Raw genomic sequence first — 20,998 nt, 5'->3', positions numbered from 1 at the left:
AGCGATGATTGGGATTTGGAGAGAAATTAGGTTCCTGCTTCAGCCATGATCGAGCCTTTTTTTGAGGTTCGCCATTGCCTTTGCTCTCGCGTCGACCACAAGCATCTCGGCAGCAATGGGCTTGTCATATCGCGACATGGTAGCCACAAGTCCGATGAGCGCGCGGTATTGGCCTTGTTCAACCGCCCTCTGGGCGAGCCACCGGCCACAGCGGCTTAAGCCTGCCCGGATCGCAAGAACCTTTTCCGGGTGCCTCTTTAGCATTTCATCCGCGACCAAAATCCAGGACCGAAGCATTCGCGTCAAATTTGCTGACATGTTGTCGGGGGTTTGGCGATAACCGACAAGATAATCTGGAACCACTGCAAAATGCGAGAGTTCAGCGGCCAGGCAGTAGAAGAGATAATCTTCACATCCCTGCGCCTTGCGCTGTTGGAGCGAGGAGTCAAATCCTCCTGTCGCGTCGAGGACAGTCCGCCGTACGAGTGGCGAGCTTCCATTTCCAATGAAGTTTTGAGCAAGTACGCCGTCGAGCGCATCTCCCTCGACGGAAACTTCATTGCTCCGGTAAATAACGTAATTGTTGTGATCTATCATAGCGTACCAAGTGTAGACCAGTCCGACTTGTGGGCCTCCTGACTCCAATGCCGCCAACTGTCGCTCAATTTTATCGGGTGACCAGAGGTCATCAGCATCTAGGAATGCCACCAGGTCGGCGGAGGTAGAGCGCCAACCCGCATTTCTAGCAGCAGCGACCCCTGAATTTCTTTGCTTCAATACTCGCACGCGCGGATCGATTTTAGCGATTTCATGCGCAATAGCCAGGGTATCGTCCTTCGAACCGTCGTCCACCACGACGATATCGAGCGCGCGATGCGTTTGATTGCGAACGCTGCTGATTGTTTCAGCCAGAGTTCCTTCCGCGTTGTAGGCCGGGATTACAACAGCAACAGTTACTTCACTTCCTGCCGATTTCTTCAAGCTCTCAACTCCGAAGTCCACGCGATCGCAAAGAGGTTACACCAGGATGGACGTTTGAGTTTCCATAAATGGACTAATGGTTATACGACAACGATATTTCTAGCCAGCACCTGTTGGTAGTCGATAGATTGCCGCTACAAAAGCGACGCGGCCGCCAAAAAGACGGTTACCATCTACCTGTGAGGAAGCTGATCTGTATCCATCCCGCCTCGCCGAGACGCCGGCCGGGGCAACGGTACTCCGTTCCGCATCGCTCAGGCCTCGCATCTGCGGTGGATCAAACGGTATACTCAGTCGCGCGATCGGCGTTCTCGCCGGCTGAGGCCGCCCGAAATGCGATCCACAGACCTCTCGACATCATCAAGTTGATACAGGAGGTCGGTTGCGGATCCGGTGCTGCTGGCTTACCGCGTGCACAAAGGCAAAGTCGCCGGCTGCTCTTAGAAATGATGGATGGTTGAGAATGCTCGTCGGGGTGAGCTTTCCATTTGGCGACCCTTGAAGGATACTATGCTCGGAGAACACAATTAAAGTAATTGTATAATTACCCCAATAAAAATCTTAGACAAGATCGAATTTAGCTGCAATCATACCTACGCACTGTGCAAGCATTTCTACCGGAGGACCCGCCACCCACCCCGGCGGGTTCTCTGCTTTGCTTCCCGGACGCTTGCCGCAAATGCGATTGCTGTTGCCTTTGTATCGGCATAGAAAATATTGCTTTGAATAATGGTATCGCCCGGCAGAGATCTGCCTGATGAGATAAACTCACATTCTTCTAACTGTAGACTGGAGGCCCGCCGCCAGCGCGGGCGATATCGGCAGCTATATTTCAAAGGCGATCCCGACGCCTACCTATGCATCGATGTAATTTTACCAACAACCGATGTCACACAGTCGATATCGACACATGTTAGCCACTAATAAACCGCAAGAACCGCAGTACAATACATAGCGCGATTATATACGCATAAAATTTAAGCCATCTTTTAATTGATATTTAAATACAACCTCCATCTGAAACTTATTATTTAACCTTTTGATAAAAATTTTCTTGATCACTCCGATTAGCGGCCGCAGGTTATTCTGTCTCTAATTACTGCCGTCCTCGGGTTCCAGTGTTTATCAGGGGGCAAAAAGTCAGCTGAAGCCGCTTCCCACCTCGGGTTTCAGCCGCCCCGCAAACTTCGCGGCTACACCGGATGAGGATCATACTTGATGGCTCGGCAGTCACGGAGATGACCGCACGCCGGAGCGTTGCCGGTGCCACCAATGACGGTCCCGTGACGGCAGTGGAGATATATGATGGCGCAACATGTCGCCAGATCAGATGGTTAGACCGCAAACACAGCGCAATTCCGCCGGCAGCAGTGGGTCTGTCCGTCTCAACCGCAGCGCATAGGTTCCGGCATGTCCGGCCGAGATACCGACGCCAAGCCGCGGCGTCAGCCTCGTTCGCGATCTTCCGACACGAAGCGACCGGCCTTCTTCGAGCCCGTCCCGTTGAACACGCCGAAGGCGTCTTATGGTGCGCCACACCTGTGTCGAAATGGTCGCACCTCGACAGGGAATTAACCCTTCATAAAGCATTTGCTTGCTCAACTTATAATTTGTGTCATGGTCACTGTAAGTAGTGAGGGAGCCGACCTGATGAGTGATATAGCATCGCATATTCCGGAATTTGGTTACGATGAACGCGTGATGATTTGCCGGAAGCAGATCGAGAAGGCGGTTTATCAGTTCATTGCAAATACGAAGGTCGAAGGGTGCGATCCGGCGGAAGTCGCAATGGCCATCGCAGACATTGCCGACGATTACATTTTACTCCTGGCCCAGAAGCGCAATTTGACCCACTGAGATCAGGGATCGGCCGTCGATCGGCCGATCGCGCAGAAGCCATGTGAACGCGAAGTCGCGCCGCTTCCCTTCCCGGAAGCAACGTCGAGGATACCGTAACTCTTCGCTTGTAGCCGAACAGCGGATCGTTTCAGACAGATCCTGAGCAACGCTTCGACCATCCGTAGCCCCAACAACCCGAACCTCTCCAAACAGCAGTTGAGATGGATTTGCCCAGGCGTGAGCTTGAGCTCTTTATCTCCCGCGAAGGGATCGAATGGTTCCCCGCGCGCCGCCTCCATAATCGTACAAACATAACCGCGAAAATCGATGTTGATTTTCGCGGTTATGCGCAAGTTTGAAGGCGTGACGCATCGCGCCGAGCGACGCGCGATATGTCCTTTGTCTAATGCATATCACCCGGAACGCTGGACACTTCCGGGCGACAGGCATTAGAGCGGTTCAACTGTTATGGAAGCGCAGAACCGCTCCAGTCGTTTGGCTAGTGACAGCTCACACTCACTTGCGGAACCGGCGAGCTCAATTCGGCCAGTTCCCTGGTGAAGCCTTCCCCCACCTCCTGCTTCACCGCCTCGAGCGCCAGATCGAGGCAATTCGTCGCGAATTGCAGCTTGACATCGTCAGCGACCTGTCGCGCGTAGGCTATCATCCGTGCCAGCGCGATGAGTTCGTTCAGACCATCTTCCGCCCCTTGGTCTGCATTTGCCTTGGCAATTGATGTCACGCCCATGAGCATTTCTCCAACGAATTGAAGTAATGATACGCGCGCAGAGGTGATTGAGCCCGTGAAAAAAGCGTGACACAACCATTGGTGAGAATTGCTGCTTTCGATTTACAATGCAGAACGCGTACTGAACGCGGTTGCATGCAGCTTCCAGGGCAGATCGGCGTTCGAGCGGATGTCACGAGCGTCCTGCACGGCTTTCAGCAATTCCAGGGCATCGATGCGTTTTTGATCGACAGAATTCGAAAGAAGCGTCGCCAGCAGCTGCGGACGGTCCGGCTCGGCTATACCGGCGCATTGCTCGACGATCGCCCGCCACGTCCTCTTCTTGAAAAAGATCGCGTTTGCCGCATCTTCGAGCCACTCGCGCAGGCCAGCTGCGAGCAGTCCGCTATCTGCCATCGCATCGAGCGTGGCGGTGACATTGACGAGCGGTATAGTCAGCGGCTTGCTGCCGAGCGCGCTCGGCGCGTGCATGAGTGCGACGGCGGCATCGTCCAGCAGCCGACCGGTGCGATAGTCTTCGAAAATGCGGCCGATCCCAATCATCCCGAACGGATGACATTCCGCAGCCCGCAAGGCGCCCATGCTTGCTGCCCCGAGAACGGCCACGCCAAGCGAGAGAGCATGGAGAATTTCCTTGTGCCAGACCGGTGCGGCATATTCGAAGCCGCCGTCGATCAGGCCGATGACGTTGGCGCCCTGTTCCACCTGAGCCAGGACATCGCCTTGCATGGCGGGCGGCAGGACGCGGACCGCCTCGCCGGCGAGCGATGCCGCATCGTGAAGACTGGGACCTGCGAAAATGATCTTCAAAACCCGATCGCCTTGGCCAGAGCCCTTGTTCCAAATCGCCGGGCGCGCTCCCCCTCCGGATTTTCGAGCTCGGGGATAACAATCTTGACGACGCTGAAGGGAAGCGTGTCGTCGCTGAGGCGGACTAGGATGACCGAAGCGATCCCTCGGTTGCGCAGAGCGTCAAGCACTTGTTGCAGCAGCTCCGGCAGATTCCGTGCCCGATAGCCTGCCGCGCCGTCATGGCGGAGGCCGGCAGGCGGTGCGGCAACCGCATCGAAGGCCCGTCGCATCAGCGACGGAAGGGATCTTAAGAAAGTGGCAGGAGAAATATCGTCCCTGGCGCCGCTGATATAGGTCAGCCGGGATTGCACGGCTTCCGTCACCGCCCGAATGGCCGCCCGCACGGGAGACGGGTGCGCCCCGGTGCCGCCGGTCACCTCGACGAGCCGAATGTCCCTGTCAGCGTGACCATGCCTGGAGCCTGGAATTAGCTCCCTAGGACCGAGCATCGCGGTGAAACAGGGGATCGCGATGTCGCTGGTGATATCGAACAGCCGGAGCGCCAATCCCGATGCTTCGATCTTGTCGACCAGCCCGTTAAGGGCACCATCCTCAAAGCCGCGGGGATCGACGCAGCCGGCATAGAGATTGGCTTCCCCACCCACCTGCCACAGCACCTGAGCGTCACGCTCGATGCGCTCCAGGACGCCATGAAAAATTGCCTCCTCGACACTGTTTCCCGAAGCCAGGCCATCCGACGACATCCAGTATCGCGCGTCCCGCGTCCGGTCGAGCAACACCGCTTCGAAGGGAATGTGGATTTCGTCGCCGCTGAGGATATTGATACCAGCAACCCATTCGGTTTCGTCATCCGGCCCGAGATCGGGTTTATGGACGGCGGTCAGGCAGCTCAACCTGTCGACTTGGTAGCCCATCGCCTGCAGGCGGGAACAGGAACCGTGGACGCGCTTGACGAAGGGTTCGCCGGCAACAGCCCGTTCGAGGGCCTCCATGACAGTGGATACCTTGGCGTCCAGATCGGTCAGGCCCTTTCCTTGAGCAATCACGATCGACCGCGAATTCGGGGCATAGGCGCACCAGACGGGAATTCCGATGTCATCCAAGCCGGTATGTCGCGCAACCCTGGTAATGCCGAACCTAGCCAAAAAGGGTTCGACGCGGGAAAGAGTCTCTCCCGGCGATATGATCCTGTCGGAATAGTGGGCCGGATGTAGGGCTGAATTCATAGCGCCCCGGCATAGATATGGGCCGTCATCAACAGCCCCATGACCGGACGGCTGAGCAGTCACCATTCGTCTCGATCAACCGCAGATCGCCGAATGTTTGCAGGCGATGCACCATCCGTCCTCAGCCGTTTACAACCGGATCCTGCAAATCACCGTCGATCTCCGACAAGCCGGCGACGGCCAGACTTTTGGCCAATGCCACCAGTTTTTGCCTGATATTCGGATCCTCGATAGCGATGAACGCCTTGTTGAGCGCCAGCCCCTCCTTCGAGGACAAAAACTTGTTCAATTCGCTCGTCTCGCCTTCGATCGGTCCGGAGCCACCGTTCTCGAAGAAAAAGCCGATAGGCACGCGAAGAATCTCGGATATGCGCTGAAGGCGGCTGGCGCCTATCCGGTTCGTTCCTTTTTCGTATTTCTGGATCTGCTGGAAGGTAATGCCCAGAAGTTCGGCCAGACCATGCTGGGTCATCCCGAGCGTCTTTCGCCGCACCCTGACGCGGTTGCCAACATAGACGTCGATCGAATTCGGGGATTTAGCCTTCATGTGAATAAGTCTCCCACTTTATCAGCATGCCAGCCGTATAATGGAGAGTTTAAGCAAAAATGCAACTAAAAGTAAATATTTCGTAACGATTTTTTTCAGCGCTGCTCACAGTATAAACAACCTGCGCTCGCGCACTGCTGTTCGAAATGACGGCCGCTTAGAAACCGCCCCTAAAGAGGCTTTTGAGCCACGGCGATCATCGACTTAGCCAAGACGGGAATTCTTCCGACATAACGAAAACGGACGTTATCGAAGCCGGCATCCAGCAGCAGCATGCTCAAGGTGTCTTTCGACCAGAACTTGATATGCCCATGATCCTTCAGCGGCATGAAGTGATCATCCATTTTCCCCATCGTGGCGAGTGCAAGGTTCTTCAGATAACCGTGATAGGGCGTCGACATCACGGCGACGCCGCCCGGCTTGACAAGATCGTACACCGTCGAGGCGAATGCCCTCGGATCGTAGACATGCTCGACAACCTCCAGGCTGATGACGGCGTTGAACGTGCCGTACTCCCGGGAAAGATCGTCATAGGCCGAGCCGACATTCAGCGGCAGTTCGGGATAGTTGATATTGGCCTTGGCAATACCATCGCTGGAAGGATCAACGCCAACGACATAATAACCCCTCTCCGCAAGAGCAGCGGCCGCGCCGCCCGTACCACATCCCAAATCAAAGACGTCGTTTTTCGCAGAACCGTCGAAATGGCTCTCCAGCGCGTCAAGCACGGCGGGCAAGATGTAGGAATGCGCGGTTGTCGGCTTGGCATGAACATAGGTAGTTGCGTCTAATTCGACGGACATGTCCCCCTCCGCAATTGCGCGGCAGACACTATCGAAGAATACGTCCAAAATTTGATGAGATCCACCAAACAGCAAGGATATAAAAAGATATAATCCGGAGTTTTATAATTAAAAACAAAATCTATGCGCGAAATATTAAAAATTCGACGAACAAAATACACAAGAGAATACAGAATCTCGGAAAATACTTTAAATAATTCAATGGATTCATTGAATTCAAGACAACGATCAAAAGCAATATCTCGAAGTTACGAAAGCACCAGACCAGCGGCGACTGCTTTCATAGAGCCGCACGAGCTGTTCCCGATTGGATGGTGCTGCGTCTTCACCGAATTTGCCGCGCCCATCCTGATGGCGAGGGCATAAAGGCGCCCAATTGCCGACACGAAGCCAAAGATATTTAACGGATAAATGTATACTGCTGGATTTAGACAGCCCGATCGAAATCCTTCTCGGACCGGAGAAGACAAGCTTGCCCGATAATTCGTCGTCCGCAAATGCGAAACAGCCATTGGGAAAACCGACGATTCCCGTGGTCTTCTGGTTGCTGCTGACGATCTCCCTGTCGCTGGTCATGGGAACGGTGCTTCTTTCCAACGACATGAAACACTTGAAGACGGTGGGCCATTATTTTGGCTTCGATCTCTTTCCCCTGTCATTAGGCCGCCCTCCCCAAAGCCTTTCCCCGCCCGACGCCGCCCGCCGCCTTTACGCTTCCGTTGCATCTTATCGACCCGCCGGTGGCGCAGACCGTGTCGACCTTTCTACGCACGTGGCGAATATCCGGGCCCGCAATGTGTGCAGCTCTGCGCGATGCCGGTATCGAAACCAGCGATTGGGCGGCGGCGAGCTTCAACGCCGATACGTTCGAATGCTTTTTCGAACATGGCGTCAAGCGGGAAAAGGATCAGCTTCCGAGTTCCATCTTCGTCATCGTTCGCGGCGACGCCGCCGGCGTGATCAGCAATATGCGGGTGAAAATCATCAATCCCGAGACGGAGCAAAACGGCCAGCTCGATCCCGCCATCCTGCGAATCTTCGAAACCATGTTGCGGCAACCGCAATGGCTGGATTTTCACGAGACGTTGAACGCAATCAAGAATCTGAAAGACATCAAGGAAGACGGTTTCGGAGCCAGCATCAACTTCGCCCGTGAGGTGCTCAATCCCGGGCGCTATAATTTCACGCTGTCGCTGGATGCGACCTCCGGGCCCCAGAAAAGAACAAGAAGCTATTTTTCCGACAGAACATGGCTTCCATCGCCCGAACCGACGGTCGAGCCCAACGTGCCACCGGCACAGCTATCCACCCCTGCCGATGCCGAGGCACCCGCAAGAAATGCGGACCATCCGCGTTAGGATCTCCGGAGATTATGCGTCGGTTTGTCACGCCATATAACTTGCATCGTCGTGATGCGTGGCCAGTCTCCTGTAAAGCTCTTTCAAACTTTCCGCGCTCGGCCGTTCGGTGCCGTCTCCGCCCGCCAGGCGCCAGAGACGCTCGACATTGAGGTCCTGCGTGACCTGGGCAAGCTCATCGCTCAGTGAGCGAATAGCTGCCGCCGATCGACGCAACCGCGAGGATGTTCTGATCAGTGCTGCAAACAGGATGAGAATGATGCCGACGACACCCAGGACAAGGGCTGTGAACTGCCGGCCGTCGAGAAGGAATAGGTCGTTTCGGACGGTCGCCATAAAAAAAGCGGCATTTTGAAATGCCATATGAAAACAGCTCATCGGATAGCTAAACCAATATTCCATCGCGGGCGCCCTCCAGAACGGTTTATATCTTGGAGCAAGCTGGAAAGTCTAGCAGATACCGACAATATCCCCTAGTTCGACAGTATATTTGAGGTTGCATTACTCTACTGAATTGAAACACAGACCCGCGATAGATCGTTGCCGGCGAGCCTGGCCCGTTAAATTCCGCCGCGGACATGAAAAAAGCCAACAGTGAGAGATAGAATGAATAGAAGACGTTTCCTCGCCTCGATTCCGCTTGCTCTGTTGTATGCCAATGCGGGCGACGTCCTCGCACAGGTGCCTCCGGCGAAAGGGTTGCGCGCCGTTGCCGACAGCAAGGCGTTCCGATTCGGATCGGCAATCGACCTGCAGGACATAAACGACCCAATCGCTTCCGGGATCTACACCGACAACGTCAATTCGATAACGCCCCGAAACGAGCTGAAATGGAATGCGACGGAAAAGAGACCGGGTGTATTCAGCTTCAAGAATGCCGACCTTATGGTTGCATTTGCACGCAAAAATAACATGAGGGTTTATGGCCATACGTTGATCTGGTATCGCGTCCCGGAGTGGGTGTCTGAGATCACCGACGCAAAGACGATTCAGGCGACGATGAACCGTCATATAAAACAGGTTGTCACTCGCTATAAGAACTCGATCGACGCTTGGGATGTGGTGAACGAGCCGTTGGAATATGATGCGCCGGATCTGCGAAATTGTGTTTTCCGACGCCTTCTTGGCGACGACTATATCCGTATGAGCTTCGACATGGCACATCAGGCCAATCCCGGCGCGACGCTTGTGCTCAACGAAACGCATCTGGAGAAAAAATCCGACGTGTTCGAACTGAAGCGCGCCCGCATCCTGAAAATCGTCGAGGACCTCGTCGCCCGGAAAACGCCGATCGGCGCGGTCGGGCTGCAGGCGCATTTCCGGCCCGGCCTCGACCGAATCGATCCGGAAGGAATGGGGCGCTTCTGCGCCGCGCTGAAGGACATGGGGGTCGGCGTTTTCATCACCGAACTCGATGCGTCCTGCCACTTCCTCAACCGCGACAAAGGCTTCACGCCGGCGTCATACGGCGGTATTTTCAGTGACGTGATCACCGTGGCGGCCGAGCGTGGCGACTTGAAAGGCGTGACGGTATGGGGCATGTCGGAAAAATACGCCGAGCCCGACGAGAAGGCGGCCGGTCCCGACGCGGCTTGCACCAAGCGCGTTAATCTTTACGACGAAAACAACACGCCGAGAAGTGCAGTTGATGGCATCCGACGGGCAATAGAGGCGATGTGATGCGCAAGACAACGGAGACATCGACAGATTCATGAGAAAAGCCGTTATTTACGTGGAAAAATTTTTGCCTGCCAGCCAGGCATTTGTTCTCAATCAGGCGGTGGCATTTCGTTCCTTCGAAGCTGAAATTCTTGCCGGGTCCCGAATTTCTTCCGCCCATACCAAAAAATCCACTGTTCCGGTTCATGACATCCGTCGGTCTCCCGTTGCGAGGGCTGGTGAACTGCTTCTGAAAATCCCCCAGATCGGCCTCCCCTTTCTCTTTCCCGCGATCGGCAATGCCGATGTTATCCACGCCCATTTCGGCAAGAACGGTTATGTCATCGGGCCCCTGGCGCGCGCCGCCGGCAAGCCGCTGGTCACGACATTCCACGGCTTCGACGCCACCTACGGCGGCGATCCGAAAAAGCCGGGCGGCTTCAACCAAGTGCGCTTCTTCGCCAAGGGACGCCGGGAGATGGCCGGCTGGAACAGCTGGAATATCGCCGTCTCCGATTTCATCCGCGACCGGCTGCTGGCGCTCGGCTTTCGCGCCGACCGGGTCTTCCGCCACCACATTGGCATCGATCTCGACCTCTTCAAAATGGAACCGCGTCCCCGAAAAAAAGGACTGGTGGTTTCCATTGCCCGTTTCGTCGACTATAAGGGCCACCGCTTCATGATCGACGCGCTGTCGCGCGTGGCGGCGACCGGCACCCCGGTCGAATTCGTCATGGTGGGTCAGGGACCGCTGAAAGAGGAAATCGAGGCGCTGGCGCGTCGTTCCTTGCCAAGCGTCACGATCCATGAAAATCTGTCGCAGACGGAGATAAGGGATCTGCTCGCCAGTGCGGAGCTCTATCTTCATGGCAGCGTGACCCTCGACAATGGTCACGCTGAAGCGTTCGGCCTCGCCAATCTAGAGGCGGAAGCCGTCGGAACTCCGGTCGTCGCATTTCGCTCGGGAGGCGTGGGCGAAGCGATCGAAGAGGGGAAAACTGGTTATCTCGTGGAGGAGCGGGATGTCGCAGGAATGGCCGAAGCCGTCGGAAGGCTGCTCAACGACCAGTCCCTGTGGACAGCCTTCAGCGCGCGGGCACCGCTTCTGGTGGCCGAGCGCTTCGACTTACGTCGTCAGACGGGGATGCTCGAGGACTATTACAGTTCCGTGCTAGACGAATTTTCCAGCCGGGGTCGGACTTGATGGTGCAGACAGGAAAGAAGCCGAAGTGGGGACTGAACGTATTTCGTCCGCTGCGGAACAGCATAGTGACGGCCAAGTGGCTCTATTATACGAAATTCTGGGGTATGGACATCGATCCGACGGCGAGCTTTTCCCTAAGCGTCCGGTTCGACAAGACCAATCCGAAAGGCCTTCATATCGGCGCGGAAACCTATGTCGCCTTTGAGGCAGCGATCCTGACGCATGACCTCACGCGCGGGCTCTACCTTCACACGCGAATCGGCAAACGCTGCTTCATCGGCGCCCGCAGCATCATTCTGCCCGGTGTTGAAATCGGCGACGAATGCGTTATCGGCTCCGGCTCGGTGGTGACCAGGAGCGTGCCGCCGCGTTCGCTCGTGGCGGGCAATCCGGCAAAGATCATCCGCAGCGACATCAAGATCATTTCGCGTTACGGCCGCATGGCACGCGAAGACGAAGCGGTCTCGCAGATCGTCACGCATTTGCCGACTGGAGAAGCACGATGAAGATGTTTGCCTATCGCGGGAAACACGAGAATTTTGGCGACGAGCTCAACCATTGGCTCTGGGAGCGGCTGCTGCCCGACTTCTTCGATGATGACGAAGGTCAGCTCTTTCTCGGCATCGGTTCGATCCTCTACGACAATTTCGATCCGAACATGCAGAAGATCGTCTTCGGCTCAGGTTATGGCGGTTACACCAACCCGCCGAAAGTCGACGGCAACTGGACCTTCTATTTCGTGCGTGGAAAGAAGACCGCCGAAGTCCTCGGCATCGATCCGAGCTACGCCATCGGCGATTCGGGCATCCTGACCCGCTGTTGCTGGGATGCAAAAAGCATCGAGAAGCGCTACCCGGTCTCCTTCATGCCGCACTACGAAAGCGCCATGTACGGCAGCTGGGACAAGGTCTGCGATCTCGCCGGTATTCACTATATCGATCCGCGCTGGTCGGTGGAAAAGGTTCTGACCGAAATCAGCGCATCACATAAGGTTGTGTCGGAAGCGATGCATGGCTGCATTATTTCGGATGCGCTGCGCGTTCCGTGGCGGGCGATCCGCCCGATCGCGCCGGGGAACAGAGCCAAGTGGTATGACTGGGCGAGTGCGCTCGATCTGGAGATCGATTTCGACCCGATCGGCCCGTCGAACCTCGTCGAGGTCGGAGCGTCGCTGGTGCGGAAAAATACCACCCTGTTGAAGAACATTACATTCCGTCACCGCCGCATTCGCCAACTGACCGGAAATTACGTCTTCGGATCGACGGTCAAGACGTTGCAGCGGGTGGCGGAGAAGCCGGGCCAGCTCAGCACAGACGAGTCGATCGTAAGAGCACACGATAGAATGCTGGTCGAACTGAACCGGCTGAAGCAAGATTTTTCCAAGAAAACGGCAAGCGCCCTCTAAGATCGCAACCGGTTTCGTGACGAGGCAATAAGGCATGATGCTTTTCGACTCCCTCAATACCCTCTGCGCCCGCAAGGGCCAGAAGCACCTTGAATGTGCATGTGGTCCGCTCAAATGGTCGATATCCTCGATCTCGGGAGCCGTTCGCCCATGAGCAGTGTGACCGACCGACTGATTCAAGGCAGCATGTGGCTGAGCCTGTCCCGCGCCATCGTCAACGGGCTTTCGGCACTCAGCACCTTTGTCCTCGCCTGGTATCTCGTACCGGCGGATTTTGGTCTCGTCGCCATTGCAACGACGATCCAGGTCATCTTGAGTTCGGTCACCGAGCTTTCGCTCAATCAGGCGCTCATCCGCCACGAGTCTCCGAGCGAAACGCACTTCAGCGCGGTTTGGACATTGAGCGTGACGAGAAGCGCCATATTGGCGCTGCTGTTTGCCGCCGCGTCCTATCCGATTGCCGAGTTTTACAACGAACCTCGTTTGACGAGTGTGATGCTTGCTCTGAGTTTCAGCCTGCTGCTGAGCGGTCTCGCCAATCCGCGCCGCGTCATGCTCCAGCGCGATCTGATCTTCTGGCAGGAATTCGTCCTCAACGTCTCGCAAAAGCTCGTCGGCTTCATCGTGACGGTGGCAATTGCTGCGATCTACCAGAGCTATTGGGCGCTCGTGATCGGCACGCTTGCCTATCAGGTGACCAATATCATCGTCTCCTACACCGTTTTGCCGTTCTGGCCGCGCATCACCTTCCGCCATGCCCGGGAGCTGTTTTCGTTCTCGGTGTGGCTGACGGCCGGACAGATCGTCAATACGCTGAACTGGCGGATCGAGTATCTGCTGATCGGCAAGATGCTCGGCGCCACGCAGCTTGGTCACTATACCGTCGGCAACACGCTTTCGACGCTGCCGACGCGCGAGGCGACAGCGCCGTTGAACCAGACGATTTATCCGGGCTTTTCCAAGGTCCGCAACGATCCGGTCCGGCTTATCGCAGCCTATCAGCGCGCGCAGGCGCTTCTGGCTGCGGTGGCGCTTCCGGCAGGTATTGGCATGGCGGTTGTGGCTGATCCGATGATGCGGTTGGCCTTGGGAGAGAAGTGGGCTCCCGCCATCTTCATCGTCCAGGCACTCGCATCGGTCTTCGCCCTGCAGACGCTCGGTTCGCTCGTCCAGCCGCTGGGCATGGCGAAGGGCCATACCAAGATGCTGTTCATCCGCGACACGCAGATGCTGGTGGTTCGCATTCCCATCATCATCGCCGGCCTGATGATGGCCGGGCTTCCGGGCGTCGTGTATGCGCGTGTGTTCACGGGTCTGATTTCCACCGTGGTCAACATGCTTCTCGTCAAGCGGCTGATCAATCTGCCGTTCTTCCAGCAGCTGGCGGCTAATTTCCGCGCGCTTGCGAGCGTCGCCCTGATGGCCGCAGGCGTCTGGGGATTGTCGCATATCCTGAACACCCCCACCGACAAGCCGGCGCTGGCCCTGCACCTCGCCATCCTCGTCGTCACTGGCGGTATTCTCTATATCGGTTCCAGCTTTGTCCTTTGGCTCGCAATGAAGAAGCCAAATGGCCCGGAAACCGAAGTTCAGCGTATCGTCGTCAAGTTTCTGTCAAAAGCCAAACGTATTGCCGTTCCCAAGTCGGCTTAAAGCTAAAACGAACATTAACAAGTGAGGCAGAATGACCAGCCTATCCAGATCTGAGCTGATCGCAAAACTCAATGGCATGATCCATGATTGCCTGAAGGACTATGTCTCGCGCGACGAGCCGCTCGCGATCCTAGACTTCCCCGACATCCGCAATTGCGGCGACTCGGCGATCTGGCTGGGTGAGATGGCCTATCTCAACGATCGTTTCGGCAAGCGCCCGGACTATGTTTCCAGACTATACGACTTCTCAGCGGAAGAGCTGAAACGCCGCGTTCCCACAGGCCCGATCTTCATTCACGGTGGCGGCAACTTCGGCGACATCTGGGTTGCCCATCAGGATTTCCGTGAAGCGATCATGGAACGTTTCCCCGATCGGCAGATCATCCAGTTCCCGCAGTCGATCCACTACAGTTCGGCTGAGCGCATCGAGCAGTCCAAACGCGCAATCGGGCGCCACAAGAATTTCGTGCTGCTCGTGCGCGACGAAGAATCGAAGGAATTTTCCGAGAAACATTTCGACTGCACGGTGCGCCTATGCCCCGATATGGCTTTCGCCATCGGCGCGCTTCCGGAACGGGCGACGCAAATTCCCGTGCTCGCCATGCTGCGGGAGGATGCGGAACGGGTTGGCGGCACCGATCGCAATATCCCTTCCGACATTCCTGTGGAAGACTGGATCACGGAATCAAAACGGAAGGTGAATATCGCCAAGAAGCTTGGAGTAGCTTCGGCCTATCTCGCATTGAAGCCAAGCGAAGTTGCCTTGCGCAGGCTGGACGCGGCCGCGCACAACCGCTTCGAACGCGGCATCAGCCAGATCTCGCGTGCCCGCGCAATCATCACCGACCGCCTGCACGTCCATATCTGCTCGGTGCTGCTCGGCCGTCCGCATGCCGTACTCGACAACAGCTACGGAAAGATCCGCCGTTTCATGAACGCGTTCTCCGGCGGAACGGATCTTTCCTACAAGGCAACTTCGCTCGAAGACGGGATCGAGTGGGCGCGTCACCAGGCAGCCAATCGGCGTATCGATAACAGAGAAGCTGTGAGCTTGCGGGCTTAAGGGGGTTATTCGATGCCACTTGTCACCTTCATTATCCCGGTCCGACATCAGGACAATGCCCGCGACTGGAGCAAGCTGAAGGCGAATCTCAGCCAGACCGTGGCCTCCATTTCCAACCAGACCAATGGAGATTGGCGCGGAATCATCGTGGCCAACGAAGGCGCCGATCTGCCTGATCTGCCGGAGAAATTTTCCGCCGTGCGCGTGACTTTTCCGCCGAACGACCTGCATGAACTCGGAAAGGGCAGCAAGGAGGACTTCCTTGACGCCTTCCGGGCAGACAAGGGCCGGCGCGTCCTGAGCGGCATGTTGACCGCCGCCGATAGTCGTTTTTTCATGATCGTCGACGATGATGATTTCGTCAGCTCCCGGATCGTGCAGCACGCATCCGAAAATCGGGACGCCAATGGGTGGACGATCGACCATGGTTATATCTGGGACGATGGCGGCAACTTCCTGTTCGGCCATGATGATTTCAGCCATCTCTGCGGCACATCACTGATCATTCGGGCCGATCTTTACGAACTCCCCAGCCGCTTCGAGGATGCTTCGCTCGACTGGATCAAATCGATGCTGGGCAGCCATGTCCGCATTGCGAATATACTGTCCCAGCGTGGAGCGCCGCTGACGAAACTTCCCTTTCGCGGGGCGGTCTATCGGGTTGCCCATGGCGGATCGCATAGCCAGGCACCGAGCCTGCTGCGGCAGTATTTCCTGAACCGCGGCGTGCTCACCAAGCCGCGGCGCTGGTTGCGCAATCTTCGCAAGCTGAGGGTACTCGGTGAAAGTCACAGGCGCGAGTTTTTCGGCAAAATACGGTCGAACCCCGCTTAGGCGCCGATCCCGTTCAAACATCGCACAGGCAGTCAAAATATGAGACTTTTCGCTTTCGACTTCACCAAGAGGGTTGGTCACTGATGTCGGATCTATTCGTCAGCGTAATCTTTTCCTCCTACAATGGCGCCAGCCGCCGGCTGCGCCATACTTTGGATTCCTTGGTGCGCCAGGAGCTTCCGCATGATCGATGGGAACTGATTGCTGTCGACAACAACAGCAATGACGACACGTTTGATCTTTTGACCTCGTATAGCGACAAGCTCCCCATCACGATCCTGCAGCAGCGCAAGCCGGGAAAGTCCGGGGCGCTGAATTTCGCTCTGGATCGGGTGAAGGGCGATCTCGTCGTCTTTACCGATGACGATGTTCGCGCCGAACCCAACTGGCTGAAAGCCATCGTCGACTGCGCTGCCGCCCACCCGGGTTATGGCGTCTTCGGCGGCAGAATCGTCCCCGATTGGGAAAGAGAACCAAAAGACCCTTTCATCGAGTGGATCCCTATGGGCTCCACCTTTGCGATCGTCGATGAAACGCAGAGCGGGCCGTGTGACCCGACAAAAGTCTGGGGTCCGAATACGATCATTCGGCGGGAACTGCTGGGATCCAGCGTGCGCTACCGCGAAGATATCGGTCCTCTTCCCGGAAAGTTATTTGCCATGGGTGAAGATGCGGAAATCATCATTCGCCTGGCGGCAAATGGCGCCAAATCCTACCGATGCGCCGAAGCCGTGGTTCATCACTGGATTCCTGCATCGAGCGTCACCGAAGATTGGGTGCAGAAACGCGGCGAGCGTCTTGGCTATGGCATGCCGGCGCTGTTTCCCGACGAGGTGCCTGGAGGAGTGAGGTTAAGCGGCGTTCCGCTTCCGACCTGGATCGAAAGCGCGCAATGGGCATTCCGGGCAGGCACGCTTTATCTCTTGCCGCAATCCAAGAAGCGTTTCTGGGCTATCTGGAAGTATTACTACATGCGGGGGTATCGTGCGGGAATTCGCCGATATGCGCCTCAGACGCTGGCGCGGTGATCGATTGATCCAGGAGGCGGTAATTTGAAGCTCTCGGTGCTCATCAATAATTACAATTATGGTCGCTTTCTCGGCCCATGCATCGATAGCGTGCTGTCGCAGACCTACCCTGACTTCGAAGTGGTGGTGGTCGACGACGGATCGACGGATGATTCCCGCGAGATTCTTGCCTCCTACGGGGATCGGATTCTGGCTGTATTAAAGGAGAACGGCGGTCAGGCCTCGAGCTTCAATGCAGGTTTTGCTGCCGCAAGCGGCGATATCCTTTTTCTCCTCGACGCCGACGATACGTTTTTGCCCGGGAAACTTGCGCGGACCGCCGAGATCTACGATCGCAACGAGATCGACTGGTGTTTCGACCGGGTGACGACCGAGGAAGGCGACCAGCCTTCTGCAGAACTGCAAGTGACGCTCTTCGACAAGCGGGACACGCTTCGCAAGGGCGGCTTTCCCTCGCTTCCGGTGCCGACATCGGGCCTGAGCTTCCGCCGCAGCCTGCTCGCCCAGATATTGCCAATGACCGTCGCGGCAGACGTCGTCCTCAGCGACAATTATATCAAGTTTGCCGCAGCCTATCTCGGCCGCGGCGCCATCGTCGAAACACCGCTGACCTTCCAGCGCATTCATGCGTCGAACCGCTATACGGGCACAAGCCGGGCAAAAACGCTGCGCCCGCGGATCATGATCGCGACAGGCCTGGAACTGGCGCGCCGATATGATGGGCTGCAGGCACTCGGCAAGAGCCTGGTGGCTGGCGGCATTGCCGAGACGACATCGCTGCTGAAGCTCAGGAGCGAAGCGCGCAACACGGTGACCGGCGGTCCGTTCGGCGATGCTGCCGCAACCGAGGTGGCCCTGATGGCGGCGCGCAAGCGTTTGGCAAATATGCTGCGGAAAGGACAGGCATGAACCAGCAGGAAACCTTCCCGCACTCGTCCGTCGGCACCGATCAGGCAGGTGCTGCGCCGTTAAAGATCGCCGTCGGGGTGCTGACCTATCGGCGTCTGGACGGAATTGCCAAGCTGCTTGACGTCATGACGCGCCAGATCAGGCACCCGGCCCGCCCCTATCATCTCACCATGGTGATCGTCGACAATGATGCGGCCGGCAGCGCCAAGGCAACGGTGGAAGGCTTTGGACAGACAGGCGCCTACGACCTGATCTACGTCGTCGAGCAAAACCAGGGCATCCCTTTTGCGCGCAACCGCGCGCTGGATTCGGCACCGCCCGGCACCGACCTCTTCTGCTTTCTCGACGATGACGAATGGCCGGACGACGGCTGGCTGGACGCCATGCTGGAGACCCGCGAGAAAAACCGCGCCGATTGCGTCTACGGCCCCGTCCAGCCGGTCTATCCCGAAAACCCGCCGGAATATTTCATCAAGGCCAGGGTATTCGAACGCAGGAAGAACACCGACGGCCAGCGCATCGGTTATGCGGCCTCGAACAACGTCATGTTCGACTATCCGCTGATCCGCTCATGGAATCTTCGTTTTGAGGAAAAGATGCGCTTCACCGGCGGCACGGATTATCTGTTCTTCAATCAGGCCATCCGCCGCGGCATGCAGATTTTCTGGGCTGACAAGGCCCTTGTCTATGACATCGTTCCCGCGAACCGGATGACCTGGAAATGGGTCTTGCAAAGACAGTACCGACTAGGCAACACCTTCGCCGTCAGCGAAGTTCTGCATGGCAACCTCAAGCGCCGGATCTATCGCGCCGCCTATGGCGCCACGAGGGTCGTGCTCGGACTGGTCATGCTGCCGGCGATCTTGATTTCACCTTACTGGGGCATGCGCGCCCTCACCCATGTTCTGCGCGGCGCCGGCATGGTTAATGGGATCCTCGGACATGCCTATCAGGAATACAAGCCCAATGCCGCCCACTGATATTATTTGCGGAAGCGCTCTTGGAGACGTCCTGGCTGTTACTATGTTTCAGCCAAAAGCATCATGCCTAATAACATCGATGAACTTGATGGCTTCAACCAGCCGGGCGAAGAATGGTACACTCCTGCTGAACCATCGTGACACAACCGCTGTTCGGACAGAACGGTTTTTCTCTCTTACCGCCGGTCAATCATAGGAGATGCCTGTCTATGACTGAGAAAAGATTAAAGGTTCTCGCTGCCTCGTCAGGCGGCGGCCATTGGGAGCAGCTGATGGCCATGCGCGGCGCGTTCGAGGGCTGCGATATCGTCTTTGCAACGACCATTCCCGGATTGCTTGCCAAATATGATATTCGCGACGGGCTGGTCCTTCCCGATTGCAACCGCGACTCGATTACCATGTCGATCCGGTGCTTTTTCAGCGCCTTCGCCATCGTTATCAAGCAGAGGCCCGATGTCGTCATTTCCACAGGTGCCGCGCCCGGGCTTTTTTGCCTGCTTGCCGGCAAATTGACGGGCAAGCGAACGATCTGGATCGACAGCGTCGCCAATGTCGAGAAGCTGTCGTTGTCGGGGAAATTGGCTGGCCGTATCGCGACGCTGTGGCTGACGCAATGGCAACATTTGTCGCGGCCTGATGGCCCCCACTACGCAGGAGCTGTGCTTTGATCCTTGTCACCGTCGGAACGCAGCTGCCGTTCGATCGCCTCGTCAAGGCTGTCGACACTTTCGCAAAGGAACTGTCCAGACCGGTTCTGGCGCAGATCGGCAAGGGCACCTACACGCCACAGAATATGAAATGGATCAAGAATATCGAGCCGGCGGACTTCGACCGGGTCTTTTTCGATGCAAGCGTCATCGTCTCTCATGCGGGAATCGGCACTGTGCTGACCGCGAAACGTTTTGGAAAACCGATCATTCTCGTGCCCCGGCAGGCATCCCTCGGCGAGCATCGCAACGATCACCAGCTTGCCACGGTAGGCCAGCTCGCGGGCCGGCCAGGCATCTATGTCGCGCATAGCGACGATGATCTCAGGAACTATCTTCTCGACGATCTGGACAGCCCCTCTCACGAGGATCCGTCCGAGCTTGGACGGGCTTCGCTGGTCAACTACCTTAAAGGCTATCTCGCGACAGTCTGAACCGGCAACGCGCTAAAGAGCGTCGCATCAAATTTGATTCATGCAACGAGCTTCGCCGCCTTGCGGACGGCGCTATCGGCAAGCAGGGAGCTTTCATTCGTTGCAATTGCCGCCGGCAATATGTTTGACAAGTTCCGGCACGATGATTTCGGCTGCAATGTCAGGCAGGGGATGGGCGCCATCAGGAATTGCCGCGGCCAGATCCCCCGGCGTCAGACGCTGCCAGTTCGGCCGGTGGTCGACAAACTCGAGACCGCGTTTTTCTGCTTCCGCCCGATGGGCCGAGATGTAGCTGCCAACAAACGGACGGATCAGTCCACGCAGTCCCGAAAATGGATTCATCGCCATGACGATGATCCGCGCTTGCGGCAGGCGCTGCCGAAGCTGGTCGAGGATGTCGCCGATATCCTGTCGGCTTTGCGCAAGCGACACGAACCGCTGCAATGCTGCGTCGTTAGCGTAAAGCTCGATCAGAACGACATCCGGCTGTTCGGCAACGACGCGATCAATCTGGGTCAGAGCCCAGAGCGACGTCTCCCCACTCTTTGCAACGCTCTCGATTTTCACCGGCCTCTGCAAGCAGGCTGCAAGCCTTGTCTTGAGAGCGGGCTGCCACCCTCCTCGGGCCGTCAACGATGTTCCGAAAGCTACTATTTTCAACGGCGAGGAATTTTCGGCATAACCGCTTTTCGGGGCCGAGAGCATCACCAGACACGCCAAAAGCAGAAGCCATCCATAGGTCGGTCGTCTCTCGATTGGCAGCATTCGCCAAAGCCGCAAACTTGTCATGGAGGAATCATATCTCAG

Annotated in this window: 22 protein-coding genes and 1 pseudogene; 14 read left to right on the top strand and 9 right to left on the bottom strand. The window is 56.8% G+C overall.

Annotated features, from left to right (window positions below; translation table 11 throughout):
- Window positions 1–39: 39 nt before the first annotated feature.
- Window positions 40–981, bottom strand: a complete 942-nt coding sequence (locus tag MF410_RS02130) for a glycosyltransferase (RefSeq protein ID WP_239620124.1) — start codon at window positions 979–981, stop codon at window positions 40–42.
- Window positions 982–2,631: 1,650 nt separating this feature from the next.
- Between MF410_RS02130 and MF410_RS02125 the strand changes: the two genes are divergently transcribed.
- Window positions 2,632–2,838, top strand: coding sequence for a hypothetical protein (locus MF410_RS02125; RefSeq protein WP_012558648.1), 207 nt, complete (start codon window positions 2,632–2,634; stop codon window positions 2,836–2,838).
- Between the two features lie 481 nt (window positions 2,839–3,319).
- On the opposite strand, the gene MF410_RS02120 is transcribed toward MF410_RS02125, so the two are convergent.
- The 6 genes from MF410_RS02120 to MF410_RS02095 form a co-directional block, all read right to left on the bottom strand.
- The gene (locus MF410_RS02120; protein ID WP_003590747.1) at window positions 3,320–3,568 is read right to left on the bottom strand and encodes a hypothetical protein; all 249 of its coding nucleotides are present in this window, start codon (window positions 3,566–3,568) and stop codon (window positions 3,320–3,322) included.
- Window positions 3,569–3,670: 102 nt separating this feature from the next.
- The gene (locus tag MF410_RS02115; RefSeq protein WP_097626420.1) at window positions 3,671–4,378 is read right to left on the bottom strand and encodes a TfuA-like protein; all 708 of its coding nucleotides are present in this window, start codon (window positions 4,376–4,378) and stop codon (window positions 3,671–3,673) included.
- Window positions 4,375–5,565, bottom strand: coding sequence for a YcaO-like family protein (locus MF410_RS02110; protein ID WP_179867134.1), 1,191 nt, complete (start codon window positions 5,563–5,565; stop codon window positions 4,375–4,377). Before MF410_RS02110 ends, MF410_RS02115 begins: the two co-directional genes overlap by 4 nt.
- Before the next feature lie 163 nt (window positions 5,566–5,728).
- Window positions 5,729–6,154 carry a helix-turn-helix transcriptional regulator gene (locus MF410_RS02105; protein WP_003590742.1) on the bottom strand — a complete coding sequence of 142 codons (426 nt, stop codon included), beginning with the start codon at window positions 6,152–6,154 and terminating at the stop codon, window positions 5,729–5,731.
- A 170-nt stretch (window positions 6,155–6,324) separates the two neighbouring features.
- Complete coding sequence (locus MF410_RS02100; protein WP_097626416.1) at window positions 6,325–6,957, bottom strand: class I SAM-dependent methyltransferase; 633 nt, start codon at window positions 6,955–6,957, stop codon at window positions 6,325–6,327.
- Between the two features lie 228 nt (window positions 6,958–7,185).
- Window positions 7,186–7,533, bottom strand: a complete 348-nt coding sequence (locus MF410_RS02095; RefSeq protein ID WP_165503943.1) for a hypothetical protein — start codon at window positions 7,531–7,533, stop codon at window positions 7,186–7,188.
- Here MF410_RS02095 and MF410_RS02090 point away from each other — a divergent pair.
- Window positions 7,430–8,315 (top strand): annotated as a pseudogene (locus MF410_RS02090) (DUF6030 family protein). The gene MF410_RS02095 and the pseudogene MF410_RS02090 sit on opposite strands and share 104 nt — an antisense overlap.
- A gap of 27 nt (window positions 8,316–8,342) precedes the next feature.
- On the opposite strand, the gene MF410_RS02085 reads toward MF410_RS02090, so the two are convergent.
- Window positions 8,343–8,651: a hypothetical protein gene (locus tag MF410_RS02085; protein WP_239620119.1), complete on the bottom strand. Its 309-nt coding sequence runs from the start codon at window positions 8,649–8,651 to the stop codon at window positions 8,343–8,345.
- A gap of 270 nt (window positions 8,652–8,921) precedes the next feature.
- Between MF410_RS02085 and MF410_RS02080 the strand changes: the two genes are divergently transcribed.
- The 12 genes from MF410_RS02080 (at window position 8,922) to MF410_RS02025 (ending at window position 20,191) form a co-directional block, all read left to right on the top strand.
- On the top strand, window positions 8,922–9,995 hold the full coding sequence (locus tag MF410_RS02080) for an endo-1,4-beta-xylanase (RefSeq protein WP_097626410.1): 1,074 nt from the start codon (window positions 8,922–8,924) through the stop codon (window positions 9,993–9,995).
- Window positions 9,996–10,026: 31 nt separating this feature from the next.
- On the top strand, window positions 10,027–11,178 hold the full coding sequence (locus MF410_RS02075) for a glycosyltransferase (RefSeq protein WP_003590733.1): 1,152 nt from the start codon (window positions 10,027–10,029) through the stop codon (window positions 11,176–11,178).
- Window positions 11,178–11,684 (top strand): acyltransferase, encoded by a 507-nt coding sequence (locus MF410_RS02070; protein WP_003590730.1) that lies wholly within the window; start codon window positions 11,178–11,180, stop codon window positions 11,682–11,684. The genes MF410_RS02075 and MF410_RS02070 overlap by 1 nt, the downstream gene beginning before the upstream one ends.
- Window positions 11,681–12,583 carry an exopolysaccharide glucosyl ketal-pyruvate-transferase gene (gene pssM / locus MF410_RS02065; protein WP_239620117.1) on the top strand — a complete coding sequence of 301 codons (903 nt, stop codon included), beginning with the start codon at window positions 11,681–11,683 and terminating at the stop codon, window positions 12,581–12,583. Before MF410_RS02070 ends, pssM begins: the two co-directional genes overlap by 4 nt.
- Window positions 12,584–12,733: 150 nt before the next feature.
- The gene (locus MF410_RS02060) at window positions 12,734–14,236 is read left to right on the top strand and encodes a lipopolysaccharide biosynthesis protein (RefSeq protein WP_003590726.1); all 1,503 of its coding nucleotides are present in this window, start codon (window positions 12,734–12,736) and stop codon (window positions 14,234–14,236) included.
- Window positions 14,237–14,267: 31 nt separating this feature from the next.
- Window positions 14,268–15,299 (top strand): polysaccharide pyruvyl transferase family protein, encoded by a 1,032-nt coding sequence (locus MF410_RS02055; RefSeq protein WP_097626406.1) that lies wholly within the window; start codon window positions 14,268–14,270, stop codon window positions 15,297–15,299.
- Between the two features lie 12 nt (window positions 15,300–15,311).
- Window positions 15,312–16,133 carry a galactosyl transferase gene (locus tag MF410_RS02050; RefSeq protein ID WP_097626404.1) on the top strand — a complete coding sequence of 274 codons (822 nt, stop codon included), beginning with the start codon at window positions 15,312–15,314 and terminating at the stop codon, window positions 16,131–16,133.
- 83 nt (window positions 16,134–16,216) lie between these two features.
- Window positions 16,217–17,161 carry a glycosyltransferase family A protein gene (locus tag MF410_RS02045; protein ID WP_097626402.1) on the top strand — a complete coding sequence of 315 codons (945 nt, stop codon included), beginning with the start codon at window positions 16,217–16,219 and terminating at the stop codon, window positions 17,159–17,161.
- Between the two features lie 24 nt (window positions 17,162–17,185).
- Window positions 17,186–18,070, top strand: a complete 885-nt coding sequence (locus tag MF410_RS02040; protein WP_097626400.1) for a glycosyltransferase — start codon at window positions 17,186–17,188, stop codon at window positions 18,068–18,070.
- Window positions 18,067–19,050 (top strand): glycosyltransferase family 2 protein, encoded by a 984-nt coding sequence (locus MF410_RS02035; RefSeq protein ID WP_097626398.1) that lies wholly within the window; start codon window positions 18,067–18,069, stop codon window positions 19,048–19,050. Before MF410_RS02040 ends, MF410_RS02035 begins: the two co-directional genes overlap by 4 nt.
- A 209-nt stretch (window positions 19,051–19,259) precedes the next feature.
- On the top strand, window positions 19,260–19,718 hold the full coding sequence (locus MF410_RS02030; RefSeq protein ID WP_097626396.1) for a glucuronosyltransferase: 459 nt from the start codon (window positions 19,260–19,262) through the stop codon (window positions 19,716–19,718).
- Window positions 19,715–20,191, top strand: a complete 477-nt coding sequence (locus tag MF410_RS02025; protein WP_097626394.1) for a glycosyltransferase — start codon at window positions 19,715–19,717, stop codon at window positions 20,189–20,191. Before MF410_RS02030 ends, MF410_RS02025 begins: the two co-directional genes overlap by 4 nt.
- 93 nt (window positions 20,192–20,284) lie before the next feature.
- Here the strand turns inward: MF410_RS02025 and MF410_RS02020 are convergent, their stop codons facing one another.
- Window positions 20,285–20,980 carry an SGNH/GDSL hydrolase family protein gene (locus MF410_RS02020; RefSeq protein ID WP_097626392.1) on the bottom strand — a complete coding sequence of 232 codons (696 nt, stop codon included), beginning with the start codon at window positions 20,978–20,980 and terminating at the stop codon, window positions 20,285–20,287.
- Window positions 20,981–20,998: the final 18 nt, after the last annotated feature.

This window comes from Rhizobium sp. C104 (assembly GCF_022354505.1).
Taxonomy (GTDB): Bacteria; Pseudomonadota; Alphaproteobacteria; order Rhizobiales; family Rhizobiaceae; genus Rhizobium; species Rhizobium redzepovicii.
The sequence above is the reverse complement of the archived record's forward strand: the minus strand, read 5'-3'. Positions and strand labels throughout refer to the sequence as shown.